Source organism: Janthinobacterium psychrotolerans (genome assembly GCF_001677885.1).
Classification (GTDB): Bacteria; Pseudomonadota; Gammaproteobacteria; order Burkholderiales; family Burkholderiaceae_D; genus Janthinobacterium; species Janthinobacterium psychrotolerans.
In genome coordinates this window covers 360,148-375,231 of sequence record NZ_LOCQ01000060.1, presented here as the reverse complement: position 1 = coordinate 375,231, position 15,084 = coordinate 360,148, and the positions used below count along the sequence as shown (strand labels likewise).

Genomic DNA, 15,084 nt, shown 5'->3' with positions numbered 1-15,084 from the left:
TCATGCATATCGAACCACCGCACGCCTCGCTGCAGCAGCTGCACCAGCTGGGCCTGATCACCGCGCAGGAGCTGGACGAGGCCAACGCGGAACGCGACGTGGCCGGCCATGAACGCCTGCACCCGCCCGAGGACCCGGTCGACATGCCGGAACTGGCGCAAGACGCCGACCTGGTCAGCACCCTGTCCTGGCTGCTGCTGACCGATCTGCTGCCCAAGAATGACTTCGAGAAGCGCGTGGCCACATTGCCGCCCGAGCAGCAGGCGCTGGCGGCCGACGCCGTAAGGCATTACAACCGACGCGAAGTCGACGAGTTGTACCAGCACGATTTGCTCAACCAGTTCCAGCGCGACGCCGCACATGCGGCGGTGCCGGGCGACCGCATCTTCTATTCGCCATGGATCGTCATGCGCTGGCTGGTGGTCAACGACGTGCTGCCAACGCCGCAGTTCGAGGCGCTGGAAGAGCGCGTGCGCGCACACGGCAGCGTAGCGGCGCGCGAGATCATGGAAGCGGCCAGGCTGCGGCACGGCCACGACGTCATTCCGTACAAACGCCCGCCGGCCTGGAAAGGCGCGCTGATCGTGCTGGCCATGATCATGGTGATGTCGGTGATTTACGGCGCCGTGACAGGCTTCAAGGGCGCATGAACGCCGATCCGCGCCTGCTGCCGCTGGACGAACTGGTTCGCCTTGGCCTGGTCACGCCTGACGAATACGACGATGCGCTGGCCGAACTGGAGATCGTTGAAATCCAGCGCGCGCACAATGCCGCCGAAGGCATCGATGTGTCCGAACTGGCGTTCGATGCGGATCTGCAGCAAACCCTGGCATGGCTGCTGAGCGAAGAACTGGTGGATACGCAGCGCTTCTTCGCCATGCTGCAGGCGCTGGCGCCGCAGGACGAGCGCCGCCAGCTGGCCGCCAGCGCGCTGCAACTGGCGAATCGCCATGCCTTCGACACCTTGTACCAGGAAAACCTGATCAACCAGTGGCAGCGCGACGCCGCCATCGACCGCCTGCCGACAGACGTTTTGATCGCGTCGCCGGTGGCCGCCTTGCGCCAGATGCTGGCGCAGGGCGGCCTGTCGCCGCAGGACTACCAGGCTTTGAAAACGCGCACGCATACGCAGGGCTCGGAACTGGCGCGCATGATCGTCGACGCCGCCGGCAAGCGGCAGCAGCATGGCTGGCGCGCCTGGCGCCCGTCCACCTGGATGATACTGGTGATCGTGCTGGTATTCCTGGCCCTGGCAGCGCCCGGGTGGTTCGCCAAGCCGGTACCCGCCGCCATGCCGCCGCCGGTGCAAACGCTTGAACGCACAGACCTGCGGCAGCGCGCCCAGTCAGCCGTGGACAGCGCGCGCCAGCCCGGTGCCGACGGTGTGCAATATGACGTCCAGGTAGTGCAGGAAAAAGTTAAGGACGAGCCGCCCCGCTAAAGCATGGCCGGCAAGCCCATCGCCGGTTTTGCTATCACAAAAATCCGTTACAGGGTACAATCCGTCCTCACTTTTTTATTTCGGCCTCGTCGGCCCACGCGATGTCGTCCACTCCCTCCCCCTCGGCCGTCAAGGCCTATTTGCTCGATTTGCAAAGCCGTATCGTGCAGGCGCTCGAAGCGCAGGATGGCAAGCCCTTCCTGACCGACAGCTGGCAGCGGCCCGAAGGCGGTGGCGGCATTTCGCGCCTGATCGAGGAAGGCCATGTGTTCGAGCGGGGCGGCGTGAATTTTTCGCACGTCACCGGCGCCGCATTGCCGCCATCGGCGGCCGCCGCGCGCCCTGAACTGGGTGGCAAGCCGTGGGAAGCGATGGGCGTATCGCTGGTGCTCCATCCGCGCAACCCGTACGCGCCGACGGTGCACATGAATGTGCGCTTTTTCAGCACGGTGAACTCAGCCGACGAGCCGGTATGGTGGTTTGGCGGCGGCATGGACCTGACGCCGTATTACGGCAACGTCGACGATGTACGGCATTTTCACCAGGTCTGCCACGATGCGCTGGCGCCCTTTGGCAGCGAGCTGCATCCGAAGTTCAAGGCCTGGTGCGACGAGTATTTTTACCTGAAGCACCGCAAGGAGCCGCGCGGCGTGGGTGGCATCTTTTTCGATGACTTCAACGCCCTGGACTTTGACGACAGCTTCGCCATGATGCGCAGCGCCGGCGACGCTTTCATCGACGCCTACGTGCCGATTCTGGCGCGCCGCAAGGATGCGCCGTACGGCGAGCGTGAACGCGATTTCCAGGCCTACCGCCGCGGCCGCTATGTCGAGTTCAACCTGGTGTTCGACCGCGGCACGCACTTCGGCCTGCAATCGGGCGGACGCACCGAGGCGATCCTGATGTCGATGCCGCCCATCGTCAAATGGCGCTACGACTGGCATCCGGCCGAGGGTAGCCCGGAGGCGGCGCTGTACACCGATTTTCTCGTGCATCGCGACTGGCTGCAGGCGTGACGACAGAAGGCACGGCATGCGTGGCGCTGCTTGGCGGCAGCTACGATCCGGTGCATACGGGCCATGTGGCGCTGGGATCGTATTTTTCCCGTTTGCTGCAGGCCGATGCGCTGCGCGTGATCCCGGCCGGCGCGCCATGGCAAAAGGGCCGCCTGGGCGCGAGCTGCGAGCAGCGCGCCGAGATGACGCGGCTGGCGTTCTCAAGCCTGCCGCTGCCGGTGATGATCGACCTGCAGGAAATCGACCGCAGCGAACAGGGCCAGCCCAGCTACACCATCGATACCCTGCGCCAGGTACGCGCCGAGCTGGGACCGCAAGCGTCCATCGTGTTCCTGATGGGCGCCGACCAGCTGCAGCGCCTGGACACCTGGCGCGAATGGCGCCAGTTATTTGAATACGCCCATATCTGCGTCGCGGCCCGCCCCGGCTTCGCGCTCAATGGCACGGCGATGCCGCAGGCAGTAGCGCAGGAATTCACGCGCCGCCTGGGCACGCTCAGCAGCATCCGCAACACGCCGCACGGTCTGACTTATCTGGCACAGGACTTCGCGGTGGATATCTCCGCCACCGAAATACGTGCGGCATTACAACGGGGGTTTCCGGCAAACGAGCTTGTTTCCCCGCTAGTGCTAGACTATATTGAACAACATAATTTATACAAAAGCTAAATGGATATCAAAAAACTGCAAACCCTCGTCGTTGACGCCCTGGAAGACGTCAAAGGCCAAGACATCGCCGTATTCGACACGGTCCACCTGACCAGCCTGTTCGACCGCATCGCGATCGTCTCCGGCACCTCGAACCGCCAGACCAAGGCGCTGGCCGCCTCGGTGCGCGACAAGGTCAAGGAAGCCGGCGGCGAAATCGTCGGCATGGAAGGTGAAGACACCGGCGAATGGGTACTGGTCGACTTGGGCGACATGATCGTCCACATCATGCAGGCGCCGATCCGCGCCTACTACCGCCTGGAAGAAATCTGGGGCGACAAGCCGGTCAAGCTGGGCGCCGCCAAGCGCGCGCCTAAAAAAGCCACCGGCGACGAGCCGAAAAAAGTCAGCGGCCACCTGGCGGCGAGCAAGGCCAACGTGGAAGCGACGCCGGTAATCGAGAAAAAAGCGCCAGCGAAAAAAGCCGCCGCCACCACCGCCAAGAAAGCACCGGCCAAGAAGGCCGTCGCGTCCAAAGCTGTCGGCAAGACCGTGAAAGTCGCGCCAACCAAAACCGAAGCGGCCGCCGTCAAGGCTCTGAAAGCGCTGCCGGAGAAAAAGGTCCGTGCTCCGCGCGCGGCCAAGCCTGCGGCCGATGCGGCACCGGCGAAAACCGTCATCAAGCGTATCAAAAAAGTCGACGAGTAAGCGTCGATGCAGCTTATCATCGCTGCGGTCGGCCATAAAATGCCGGCCTGGATCGAGACGGGCTTCGCCGAATACGCGAAGCGCATGCCGCCGGAATTGCGCATCGTGCTGAAAGAAATCAAGCCCGTCGAGCGTTCCGGCAGCAAGACCGCCGCCACCGCGATGGCGCTGGAACGCGAACGCATCGAAGCAGCGCTCCCCAGGGGCGTGCGCATCATCGCCCTCGACGAACGCGGCAAGGACCTGACCAGCGTCGGCCTGTCGCAGCAGTTGATGGCGTGGCAGCAGGATGGCCGCGACACGGCCTTCCTGATCGGCGGCGCCGATGGTCTCGACCCTGCCCTGAAAGCGCGTGCCGAAGGCATGCTGCGCATTTCCAGCATGACCCTGCCGCACGGCGTGGTGCGCGTGATCCTGGCCGAGCAGCTCTATCGCGCCTGGTCGATCACGCAAAACCATCCCTATCACCGCGTCTGATTTTTTCATCCCCTCATGAAACTGGCTGACAACAAGATCTACCTGGCGTCCAAGAGCCCGCGCAGGCGCGAACTGCTGCGCCAGGTCGGCATCGAATTCGAGCTGCTGCTGCTGCGCAGCGACGGCCCGCGCGGCGCCGACGTTACCGAAGAAGTGCTGCCCGGCGAATCGCCGCTCGATTACGTGGCGCGCGTTGCCAATGAAAAGGCGGCCTTTGCCTGGAATATGGTGCGCCGCCGCCACCTGACACCGCGCCCGGTGCTGGCGGCCGACACCACCGTCACCATTGACGGCGCCATCCTCGGCAAACCGGCCGACCGCAAGGAAGCCATCGCCATGCTGGAGCAGTTGTCGGGCCGCACGCACCAGGTGCTGACTGCGATCGCCGTGCATGGCAATGGCATCGCCGAGCAGCGCACGCAGATCTCGCAGGTGCGCTTTGGCGTACTGTCCGCCGCCTCGATCGCGGCCTATTGCGCCACGCCCGAACCGTACGACAAGGCCGGCGCCTACGGCATCCAGGGCAGCGCCGCGCTGTTCGTCGAGCATATCGAAGGCAGCCATTCCGGCATCATGGGCCTGCCCCTGTACGAGACGGCGCAATTGCTGCGGAAAGCGGGTTTGCCCCTGCCCTGATACGGCGTATGATGTCATTCGTTGCCTCCACTTTTGCGCCTCCATGAACGAAGACATCCTGATCAATATCACGCCGCAAGAAACCCGCGTCGCCCTCATCCTGCAAGGCGCGGTGCAGGAATTGCACATCGAGCGCACGCTCACGCGCGGCCTGGCCGGCAATGTGTACTCCGGCAAAGTGGTGCGGGTATTGCCGGGCATGCAGTCGGCATTCATCGACATCGGCCTGGAACGCGCGGCATTCCTGCACGTGGCCGATATCTGGGAAGCGCGCGGCCACGACGGCCAGAACACGACGCCGGCGCCGATTGAAAAAATCCTCTTCGACGGCCAGGTGCTCACCGTACAAGTGATCAAGGACCCGATCGGCACCAAGGGCGCGCGCCTGTCGACGCAGATCTCGATCGCCGGGCGCATGCTGGTCTACCTGCCGCAAGACAAGCACATCGGCATCTCGCAAAAAATCGAAAAGGAATCCGAGCGCGAACTGCTGCGCACGCGCCTGCAAAGCCTGCTGCCGACGGACGAAAAAGGCGGCTACATCGTGCGCACCATGGCCGAAGACGCCTCCGACGCCGACCTGAAGGCGGACGTGGACTACCTGCGCAAGACCTGGAGCACCATCGTTCACGGCGCCCGCACGCGCCCCGCCACCAGCCTGCTGCACCAGGATCTGAACCTGGCCCAGCGCGTGCTGCGCGACTTCGTCGGGGACGAAACGGCCACCATCCAGGTCGACTCGCGCGAAAACTACGTCAAGCTGCGTGAATTCGCCGAAGTCTATACGCCGAGCGAACTGACGCGCCTGCAGCACTACACGGGCGAGCGCCCGCTGTTCGATCTGTACGGCGTGGAAGAAGAGATTTTGCGCGCCCTGGGCCGCCGGGTCGACCTCAAGTCCGGCGGCTACCTGATCGTCGACCAGACCGAAGCGATGACCACCATCGACGTCAACACGGGCGGCTTTGTGGGCGGACGCAACTTTGCCGACACCATCTTCAAGACCAACCTGGAAGCGGCCCACGCCATCGCCCGCCAGCTGCGCCTGCGCAACCTGGGCGGCATCATCATCCTCGACTTCATCGACATGGACAACGCCGAGCACCGCAACGCCGTGCTGGCCGAACTCAAACGCACGCTGTCGCGCGACCGCACCAAGGTCTCGGTCAGCAATTTTTCGCCCTTGGGCCTGGTCGAAATGACCCGCAAGCGCACCCGCGAATCGCTGGCCCATATCCTGTGCGAACCGTGCCCCGCCTGCGCCGGCAAGGGCCAAGTCAAGACCTCGCGCACCATCTGCTACGAAATTTTGCGTGAACTGCTGCGCGAAGCGAAGCAATTCAACCCGAGGGAATTTCGCATCCTGGCGTCGCAGGAAGTGGTCGATCTGTTCCTGGAAGAGGAATCGCAGCACCTGGCCATGCTGGGCGACTTTATCGGCAAGAAGATTTCGCTGCAGGTGGAAAATGCGTATCATCAGGAACAATACGACGTCATCCTGATGTAGCCATGCAAGCCACTGCCGATTTCTGGCGCGACCCCGCCCTGCCTCATCTCGAAACCCGTCGCGCCTGTCATAGCCGAGCCTGCTACAAGCCGCACAGCCACCCGACATTTTCGATCGGCGCCGTCGATGCCGGCGGCAGCATCTTTACGGGTAGCGGCGAGGCGGCAGTAACGCTCGCGCCAGGCAGCCTGGTATTGGTGCCCGCCGGCTGCGTCCATGCCTGCAACCCCCTGCCCGGCAGCGATTGGAGCTACCAGATGCTGCATCTCGATGCGCAGTGGCTGCGGGAACATGCGCCATCGCTAGATGGCGATACGGCGAGGGTGTTGCATGGGTCTGTGCTGTATGCGCAGTTCTGCGTCATGAATGAGATGCTGTTTTCAAGGGCCAGCACGGCAGAGAAAAATGCGGCGCTGCTGGCGTTGCTCGATGCCTGCGCCAGCGCCACGGCAGAGATCCTCCCGTCGGCATGCACACCGGTGCCGCCGCAACTGGCGCCCGTGCTGGAAGCCTTGCAGGCACAACCGCAGGCCAGCCTGGCGCAACTGGCGCAGTCAGCCGGCCTGAGCCGCTATCAATTGATCCGCGCGTTTCGCGCCGCCACCGGCATGACGCCGCATGCGTATCAACTCAATGCCAGCGTCAACCGCGCACGCAGCCGCCTGCAAGCGGGAATGGACCTGGCGCGGCTGGCGCATGAGCTGGGCTTTGCCGACCAGAGCCACTTCCAGCGCGTCTTCAAGGCTCATGCGGGCATCACGCCGGGACGCTACCGCTAGGCTGCAATTTTCTTCAATACACGCCACTCACGCACCCGCATACTCGCCTGCTCACCATTGCCGGAGCGCCTAGTCATGCAGGACTTTCTATTGATCGCGGGAGCCCACTTCCTGGCGCTGCTGTCGCCCGGTCCCGATTTCTTTCTCGTCGCGCGCAGCTCGCTGGCCCATGGCTGGCGCGGTGCCAGCGGCGCCTGCATCGGCATTGCGCTGGCCAATGGCGTGTTTATCGTGGCGGCGTTTGGCGGCCTGTCGGTGCTGCGACCGGGCAGCATGGCGTTCGTGCTGGTGCAGCTGGCCGGCTGCGTTTATCTGATGTATCTCGGCTGGCTGTTCCTGCGCCATGCGGGCAGCAGCGGCCTGGAGGCAACGCCGGCCAGCGGCCAGGCGCACTGGCGCGCCGGCTTGTTGACAGGCTTTGTGTCCGCCATCCTGAACCCGAAAAATGCGCTGTTCTATGTCAGCCTGGCAACTGTGCTGGCCAGCCGGCACACCAGCGCCGGGGCGATGGTGGCGTATGGTGCCTGGATGGCGTTTGCCGTGCTGGCCTGGGATATGGCGGTGGCGCTGGCGATCGGCAATGCGGCGCTGCGCCAGCGCTTTGCGCGTGCATTGCCGCTGCTGGAGCGCGCGTCGGGCGTGATGCTGATCGTGCTGGCGATCGCACTGCTGTGCAAGCTTGCCGCCCGGTGAAGCGCCGGCCATGCCAGCGTGACGCCAGCAGTGACAATGCGTGCTGATTGCGCATGCCAAAGCCACTACAATACGGGCACCTTTTCTCCCGCCAGGAGTGTCGATGCATGCCCGTTTGTTCTCTCTTTTGCTCTTGCCCTGCGCGTTCGCGCTGGCCACGGCGCCCCTCCCCGCCGCAGCTGGCCAGAGTGCCGCCGATGCAAGCTACGAGCGCATCCAGCTTGCCCGCCGACAGGCACGCGCCATGGCATCCGAGCATGCGACGCCGGCCGCATTGCAGGGCGCGGCCAGGCAACTGGAACAGGAGCTGGCCTATCTCGACACACCGGCGGTGCGTGAGCAAGCCGATGGCGACAAGCCGCTGTATTTCCGCGGCCATGATGTGCGCCTCGACCTCGCCGTCATCTATGCTCGCCTGGACATGCGCGAGCAGGCGCTGGCAATGCTGGAACAGATGCAGCATTATGCGTGGACGCCAATGATCGATCGGGCGCTGGCTGCCGATGGCGCGTTCGCCGCATTGCGCCATGAGCCGCGCTTCAAGCTGATACTGCAGCGTTCGGTATTGGCCAGCCGCCTGTGGAAGGGCCCGGCCAGCGACACGCCCTATCGCGAGAAGCTGACGGTCGAGGAGCGCATTGCGGGGCTGTCCCTGTTCTGGGCCGAGGCACGCGCCAACTTTGTCCATTTCGACCATGTGCCCGAACTCGACTGGAACCAGGTGTACCTCGACTATCTGCCAAAGGTGATGGCGGCCGACAAGACGGCGGACTATTACCGCGTGTTGATGCAGTTGGCGCCGCTGCTGCAAGACGGCCACAGCAATATTTATCCGCCCGAAGCACTGAACAGCACGTTCTTCGCACGGCCACCGTTGAACGCCGTACTGATCGACAACCGGGTCGTCATTGAAAAAGTGCACAGCCCCAGCCTGGCGCAGCGGGTGCGCGTGGGGGATGAAGTGCTGAGTATCGATGGCATGCCGGTGCGGCGGTACGCGCAGGAGAAAATCGCACCCTTCGTCAGCAGCTCGACGCCACAGGACAAGGCGGTGCGCCTGTATGCGTATCAGCTGTTCGCGGGCGACGCCAGAGAAAGCCTGACACTCGGCTTGCGCGACAGCGCGGGCGTCGAACGCGAAGAAGTCGTGGCGCGCGAAGGCTACGACGATATCGTCGCCAGCAAGCCGTTTGAAGTGCGCACCCTGCTTGATGGGATGGTCTATTTTGCTCTCGACCATTTCGCCAGCGATGCATCGGTACGCGCCTTTGAACAGGTGCTGCCGCAAGTGATGCAGGCGAAGGCGCTGATCATCGACGTGCGCAACAATGGCGGTGGCTCAACCGAGTTTGGCAACCGCATTCTGAAACACCTGACGCAGCAGCCGATCCCTGGTGCACGGAGTATTTTCCGCAGCGACGAGCCGTATCTGCGCGCGCAGGGCAACAGCGCCATCCTGTGGCGGCGCGGTGAGCAATCTCAAGGCATGCCGCGCAAGCCCGGTACGGTGTTTACCGGCAAAGTGGCGGTACTGACGGGGCCGAAGACGTTTTCAGCCGGGGAGGATTTCGTGCTCGCCTTTCACGCCTTGAAACGCGGCGTCACTGTCGGCGAAACCACCGCTGGCAGCAGCGGCCAGCCGCTGGGATTTGACCTGCCAGGCGGCGGCAGCGCCCGCATCTGCGTCAAGCGCGACATGCTGCCCGACGGCACGGATTTTGTGGGGATAGGCATCAGTCCATTGGTGCACGCCAGCGCGTCGCTGGAAGCGCTGCGCGCGGGCAAGGACCTCGTGCTGGAACGGGCCATGGCGGAACTGCGGCAAGCGCCGGCAAGGTAATCCTGCAATGTTGCTGATGTCTGCCAGCGCGCCACCGGCGCTGGCAAATTTTGCTGGCTAGTGGTGGCCGGGCAGCGCCTTCCTTGCATAAAAACCGGCCACGCTGTCGATTTCTTGCGCCGTCATCGGCCGCGCCACGTTGCGCATCTGCTGCTGGCCGTCGTTCTTGCGCTGGCCATGCTTGAAGTCTTCCAGCTGTTGCACCAGGTAGGGTTTGGGCATGCCTTCGAGCCAGGGAGCACCCAGCTTCTGGTCGATGCCGCCGTGGCAGGAAATGCAGGGGGCGATATTGCGCATCGGGTCGCCCACGCGCACCAGCGCCGGCAGGGTTTCATCGTAGGTGGTGGGGGCGGTGCGCGCTTTCGGCAGGCTGGCATAGTAGGCGGCCAGGTCGGCGATGTTTTCTTCGGTCAGGTTGCGCGCCAGCGCGGCCATGATGGCGCTGGTGCGTTTGCCGCTCTGGTAGTCGAGCATCTGCTTGCGGATCACTTCCGGGTACTGGCCGGCCAGGTTCGGTGCGTCGGAGCGGCTCAGGCCCAGCGCGCCGTGGCACATGGTGCAGTTCAGCGCCAGAGTGGCGCCGCGCCCGACCGACGCCGGCGACGCCGTTCTGGCCATGGCCGGCAGCAGCACCACATTGGTGGCGACGACATCGGCGCTGTCCTTGCGCGGGCTACCTTCCAGCCACCTGGCCGGCACGCCGGCGGCGCGGCAGATGCTGTCCCACAGTCCCTGCGCACGATAGTCGGCCTGCGCCGATGGCAGCCAGGCAAAGGCGACCAGCGCGGCGATGATGGTCAATAACGCCAGGCCTATGGCGCTGGTCCAGCCGACGCGGTTCGTCCTGGAAAAGAAGCCGTGCTCTCGCATTATCGCGCTCCTATCGGTACGATCGGGACCGACGCCTCGGGCGTGATGGCCAGCTGCAAAATGGGATAGCCGTAGTTCACCACGGTAAGCGCGATCATCATGCCCACCCACAGCGCGAAGCCGTTGAGGGCGGCGGGGACCCTGGCGTGCGGATGGACGGCCTGGCTGAAGGTAAAAACAGGCGCCTGCGTATCCTGCCGCTGCGGCGTGGCCAGGATATAGATGAACAGCGCCGCCGAGATCACCAGGATCAGTCCGCCGATGGTGGAGATGATCACCGTGATGGCCTGCGGCGCCAGCAGCGGGTGCGTGTAGTCGTAATAGGCCATGCGGCGCGGCGCGCCCAGCAGGCCCACCAGGTGCCACGGCATGGTCAATATCATCATGCCGATGAACCAGCTCCAGACCTGCGCATTGATCAGGCGTGGCGACAGCGGCTGGCAAGCGCACAGCTGGGGCCACAGTTCGTAGGCGACCATGAAATACATGATGACGATGGCGCCGGCGAAGATCAGGTGGAAGTGCCCCGTCACCCACTGCGTGTTGTGGATCGATTCGTTGAGCTGGTAGCTCATGTTGATGATGCCACCGGCGCCGCCAAAACCGAGCATGATAAAGGCCAGGGTGACGGCCAGCATCCACGGATTGGACCACGGCAGTGCTTTCACCCAGCCGATGGGGCCTTTGCCGCCGCGCAGCCGGCCGGCGATTTCGGCCGAGGCGACGATGGTAAATACCGTGAGCAGCGTCGGCACCGAGACCATCGCCGTCATCGCCGCATGGACGAACTTGAAGCCGGCGCCCACCTGCGGGTCGGCGAACAGGTGGTGGATGCCGATCGGCATCGAGAACACCAGGAACAGAGCGAACGCCACCCGGCCCATGGTGTCACTGTACAGGCGCGAGCCGATGGCGCGCGGGAACAGCGTGTAAAAGGCGATATACGCGGGCATCAGCCAGAAATAGACGATGGCGTGCAGGGTCCAGGAAAACAGCACACGCGCCAGGCCGACGTTGATGGTGTCGGCAAAGCCGGTCGACGCAGGCAGGATCAGCAGCAGGATTTCGGCGGCGGCGCCGACCGAGGTCCAGGCCCACAGATAAGCGCCGGCCACGTTGCCGAACATGGCCAGCGGCATGCTGGCGCCCGGATGGGCTTTTTTCCAGGCGCGCAGGTTGAGCGACATCAGCGCCACCCAGATCCACGAGCCGACCACTACCAGCACGATGCCCAGGTAATAGAAAGTGCTGCCGATCATCGGCGGGTAGAAGGTGTAGAGCACCGACGATTTTCCCGACGCGGTGGTGACCGCCGCCATCAGCGTGCCGGCGATCACCAACCAGAAACCGGCCCAGGCCCAGCGCAGCCCGATGAGCGGGCGCCCGAGGGCCAGTTCCGTGATCGCATAGCCGAAGCCCATGGCCACCAGGGTGGGCAGCACATAAGCCATCACGGTGCCGTGGGCGGTGACGGAACGGTAGTAATGTTCGGGGTTGTTGACCCAGGGCGACAGGGGGCTGCGCACGAACATCTGCCATTCACCGAGCACGATGGCGGCAAAAAAAGCGATGAAGGCGACCCAGAAGTGGGCCAGCACCAGTCGTTTAGCCAGGAACACAGCTGATCCTTTCCGCCGTTTTTGCCCTGGCAAAAAATTCGTCGGCCGGGATCACCTGGAAGCGCGCCCACATCGCCTCGTGCCCGGTGCCGCAGTATTCGTGGCAGGGCATCAGCTGTTCGCCCGCCTTGGGAAAGGTGGTGGTAAAGGTGGCAATGAAGCCGGGGATAAGCATCGTATTGGCGTTGGTGCGGCCCACTACGAAACCATGGATGGCGTCGCTGCTGGTGCCGCGAAACGTGACGGGCACGCCGGCCGGCACCACGATGCATTGCGGCACGAACGAGTATTGCTGGCCGACAAGGCGCACCACCACGCGGCCGTCTTTTTCCACCGCCGTGCCCAGGTTGTTTTCGACGAATTCGCCCTTCAGGTGCAAGGTCCTGACGTCCACGGTTTCCACGCGCGAGGGCGGCATCGCGGCCCAGTGCAAGCCGGTCCACACCATCATGGCCAGCAGCAGCACGATGATGGCGATGACGATGCAGGCCCAGCGCCGCTCGGCCGAGACGGCCACCGTTTCCGATGCGCAGTGAACGTTCATTGCACCGCTCCCCGTGGCAGGTAGACCAGCCAGTAGAACAGGAAAAACATGGCGACCACGATGGCGGTGGCGATGCCGGCCACGGCAAACGCACCCGACGGGCCGCGGCTGACGATCTCGTCGATGCGTTTGTCCATTTCTTCGGACTGCTGGTCTGCGGGCGTAGGCATGGACCTCCTTATTCGGGCAAGAGTTTGCGCAAGTCGCTGACCTGGGCGGTATCGACGGGCGTGCCGGTATTGCCCCAGGCGACACGGATGTAGGTCACCACGGCGGCCACCTCGTCGTCGTTCAATATGTGCGAGAACGGCGGCATGCCGTGCGGGCGCGGATTTTTTTTCGTCCCTGGCGGATAACCGCCGTTGAGCACCATGCGGATCGGATTGACGGGCGTGGCCATGGTAATCGAGCGGTTGCCGGCCAAAATCGGAAACGACGGCGGCTGGCCCTTGCCTTCGGCGCCGTGGCACATGGCGCACTGCGCCACATATACCTTGCGCCCCGTCTCCATCACTTCCGGCCCCACCAGGCGCGCCTGGCTGGTGGGCGGCGGCGTGTCGTCCTTTTGCGGCAGCGCCTTCAGATACACGGCCATCGCCCTGGCGTCTTCGTCCGTCATGTACTGCAGGCTGTTGTAGACCACTTCGGCCATCGGCCCGTAGACGGTGCCCCGGTGCGACACGCCGACCTGCAGCAGGTCGGCGATTTCGGACACCTTCCAGTCGCCCAGCCCCGCTTCGCGGTTCGATGTGAGCGAAGGCGCATACCAGTTCTGGTTCGGGATCATGCCGCCTTCGAAGGCCTGCGACTCCTTCGAGCCGCCCAGCGCATTGACGGCCGTATGGCACATGGCGCAGTGGCCCAGGCCCCGCACCAGGTAGGCGCCACGGTTCCATTCGGCTGATTGCGCCGGGTCGGGCTGGAACTCGCCCTGCCTGAAATACAGGGTGCGCCAGCCGATCAGCAGCTCGCGGTTATTGAACGGGAAGCGCAGCTCGTGCGCGCGGTTGGCCTGTTTGATGGGCGGCACCGACATCAGGTAGGCAAAGATGGCGTCGGAATCGGCGCGCGTCACCTGCGTATAGGAAGCGAACGGCATGGCCGGATACAGCAGGGTGCCGTCGCGCGAGACACCGGTGTGCATCATGCGGTAGAACTCTTCGGGCGTCCACAGGCCGATGCCGGTGTCGTCGTCGGGCGTGATATTGGGCACATACAGATTGCCGAACGGCGTGGCCATGGCGCGCCCGCCGGCGAACATGGGACCGTTGGGCTCCGTATGGCAGGCAACGCAGTCGCCGGCGCGCGCCAGGTATTCGCCCTTCGTGATCAGCTGCGTCGACGCGTTCGGTCCGGGCCGGCTCTGGTTCGGCAGCTGGCCGGGCCGCAGCAGATACCAGGCGCCGGCCGCCAGCAGCGCCAGCACGACCAGGGAAAACAGGATCTGCAAGGATTTGCGCATGGGGCCTCCTAGCGCTGGCTGCCGCAGGCCACCGGCATGCGTACCACATTCGACGGCTCGGGAGAGGCGCCGGCCGGCGGCGTTTGCCGCGCCAGCCAGCCAGCGACGGCGGCGATATCGGTGTCGGACAGGCGCGTGGCGATGCGCTTCATGCAGTCGGGTTCGGCGGCGCGGCGTTCGCCCACCCGCCAGCGCGTCAGCTGCGCCACGATATAGGCCGAGCGCAGGCCGGCCAGGCCGGGAATGCCCGGCTCCATGCCCGACAGGCTCTTGCCATGGCACGCGATACAAGCGGGTATTCCTTTGGCAGCGTCGCCAACGGTGGCCAGCACGTGGCCGCGTTCGGCAAGGGCCGGATTGGCCGGCGCCGCTTCGGGCGCCTGGAAGGCGGGGCGCAGCGCGGCGAAATGACCGGCCATTTCTTTCAGGTAAGCATCTGGCAGGTAGGCCACCAGGTAATTCATGGGCGGATAGCTGCGCGTGCCGTCGCGAAAGCCGATCAGCTGGTTGTACAGGTAGCCGGCCGGCTTGCCGGCGATGCGGGGGAAATAGCCGTTCGCCGTGCCCTGTCCCTGCTGGCCGTGGCAGGTGACACAGCCCTGCACCCTTGCTTCAATGGAATCGAGCTTGCTGAAAGCGGGGATGGCGTCGGCATTCGCTGGCGCATTGCCGGGCGCTTGTGCGCTGGCGGCGCACGCGCAACAAAGCAACAAGGCAGCCAGCGGTTTTGCGACCTCAGCCATCGCGCACTCTCCCCAGGAAAAGCATGGCCGCTCAGCGTTGATGCGCTGAGCAAGGTCATGCGATTAATGTGGCGTAATTAACAATAAAGGCAGTCTAGCACC

General features: G+C 64.3%; 17 protein-coding genes. 11 read left to right on the top strand and 6 right to left on the bottom strand.

The features are described 5' to 3' along the window. The first annotated feature begins 2 nt into the window (after window positions 1-2). From ASR47_RS21865 to ASR47_RS21815, 11 genes are all read left to right on the top strand, one after another. The gene (locus ASR47_RS21865; protein WP_065309889.1) at window positions 3-650 is read left to right on the top strand and encodes a hypothetical protein; all 648 of its coding nucleotides are present in this window, start codon (window positions 3-5) and stop codon (window positions 648-650) included. Continuing rightward, entirely contained in the window at window positions 647-1,441 is a 795-nt protein-coding gene (locus tag ASR47_RS21860; RefSeq protein ID WP_065309888.1) for a hypothetical protein, read from the top strand. Before ASR47_RS21865 ends, ASR47_RS21860 begins: the two co-directional genes overlap by 4 nt. 101 nt (window positions 1,442-1,542) lie before the next feature. Continuing rightward, entirely contained in the window at window positions 1,543-2,457 is a 915-nt protein-coding gene (hemF, locus tag ASR47_RS21855) for an oxygen-dependent coproporphyrinogen oxidase (RefSeq protein WP_065309887.1), read from the top strand. Beyond that, entirely contained in the window at window positions 2,454-3,125 is a 672-nt protein-coding gene (locus ASR47_RS21850) for a nicotinate-nucleotide adenylyltransferase (protein WP_065309886.1), read from the top strand. The genes hemF and ASR47_RS21850 overlap by 4 nt, the downstream gene beginning before the upstream one ends. Then, complete coding sequence (gene rsfS, locus ASR47_RS21845) at window positions 3,126-3,812, top strand: ribosome silencing factor (protein WP_065309885.1); 687 nt, start codon at window positions 3,126-3,128, stop codon at window positions 3,810-3,812. It begins immediately after the preceding gene. A gap of 6 nt (window positions 3,813-3,818) precedes the next feature. Further along, on the top strand, window positions 3,819-4,289 hold the full coding sequence (gene rlmH / locus ASR47_RS21840) for a 23S rRNA (pseudouridine(1915)-N(3))-methyltransferase RlmH (RefSeq protein ID WP_065309884.1): 471 nt from the start codon (window positions 3,819-3,821) through the stop codon (window positions 4,287-4,289). 15 nt (window positions 4,290-4,304) lie between these two features. Beyond that, window positions 4,305-4,925, top strand: a complete 621-nt coding sequence (locus ASR47_RS21835) for a Maf family protein (RefSeq protein ID WP_065309883.1) — start codon at window positions 4,305-4,307, stop codon at window positions 4,923-4,925. Window positions 4,926-4,968: 43 nt separating this feature from the next. Beyond that, the gene (gene rng / locus ASR47_RS21830; protein ID WP_065309882.1) at window positions 4,969-6,432 is read left to right on the top strand and encodes a ribonuclease G; all 1,464 of its coding nucleotides are present in this window, start codon (window positions 4,969-4,971) and stop codon (window positions 6,430-6,432) included. 2 nt (window positions 6,433-6,434) lie between these two features. After that, entirely contained in the window at window positions 6,435-7,211 is a 777-nt protein-coding gene (locus ASR47_RS21825) for an AraC family transcriptional regulator (protein ID WP_065309881.1), read from the top strand. Between the two features lie 75 nt (window positions 7,212-7,286). Further along, the gene (locus ASR47_RS21820; RefSeq protein WP_065309880.1) at window positions 7,287-7,904 is read left to right on the top strand and encodes a LysE family translocator; all 618 of its coding nucleotides are present in this window, start codon (window positions 7,287-7,289) and stop codon (window positions 7,902-7,904) included. 103 nt (window positions 7,905-8,007) lie between these two features. Continuing rightward, window positions 8,008-9,744, top strand: coding sequence for a S41 family peptidase (locus ASR47_RS21815; RefSeq protein WP_082989088.1), 1,737 nt, complete (start codon window positions 8,008-8,010; stop codon window positions 9,742-9,744). A gap of 57 nt (window positions 9,745-9,801) precedes the next feature. On the opposite strand, the gene ASR47_RS21810 is transcribed toward ASR47_RS21815, so the two are convergent. From ASR47_RS21810 to ASR47_RS21790, 6 genes are read right to left on the bottom strand one after another with little or no spacing between them, the layout of a single operon-like run. Continuing rightward, the gene (locus ASR47_RS21810; protein ID WP_065309879.1) at window positions 9,802-10,614 is read right to left on the bottom strand and encodes a c-type cytochrome; all 813 of its coding nucleotides are present in this window, start codon (window positions 10,612-10,614) and stop codon (window positions 9,802-9,804) included. Next, window positions 10,614-12,233: a b(o/a)3-type cytochrome-c oxidase subunit 1 gene (locus ASR47_RS21805; RefSeq protein WP_065309878.1), complete on the bottom strand. Its 1,620-nt coding sequence runs from the start codon at window positions 12,231-12,233 to the stop codon at window positions 10,614-10,616. Before ASR47_RS21805 ends, ASR47_RS21810 begins: the two co-directional genes overlap by 1 nt. After that, on the bottom strand, window positions 12,220-12,777 hold the full coding sequence (locus ASR47_RS21800; protein WP_065309877.1) for a cupredoxin domain-containing protein: 558 nt from the start codon (window positions 12,775-12,777) through the stop codon (window positions 12,220-12,222). The genes ASR47_RS21805 and ASR47_RS21800 overlap by 14 nt, the downstream gene beginning before the upstream one ends. Then, window positions 12,774-12,947, bottom strand: a complete 174-nt coding sequence (locus ASR47_RS27565; RefSeq protein WP_171899012.1) for a hypothetical protein — start codon at window positions 12,945-12,947, stop codon at window positions 12,774-12,776. Before ASR47_RS27565 ends, ASR47_RS21800 begins: the two co-directional genes overlap by 4 nt. 8 nt (window positions 12,948-12,955) lie before the next feature. Then, window positions 12,956-14,239 carry a c-type cytochrome gene (locus ASR47_RS21795; RefSeq protein WP_065309876.1) on the bottom strand — a complete coding sequence of 428 codons (1,284 nt, stop codon included), beginning with the start codon at window positions 14,237-14,239 and terminating at the stop codon, window positions 12,956-12,958. An 8-nt stretch (window positions 14,240-14,247) separates the two neighbouring features. Then, on the bottom strand, window positions 14,248-14,982 hold the full coding sequence (locus tag ASR47_RS21790; RefSeq protein ID WP_065309875.1) for a c-type cytochrome: 735 nt from the start codon (window positions 14,980-14,982) through the stop codon (window positions 14,248-14,250). Between the last annotated feature and the right edge of the window lie 102 nt (window positions 14,983-15,084).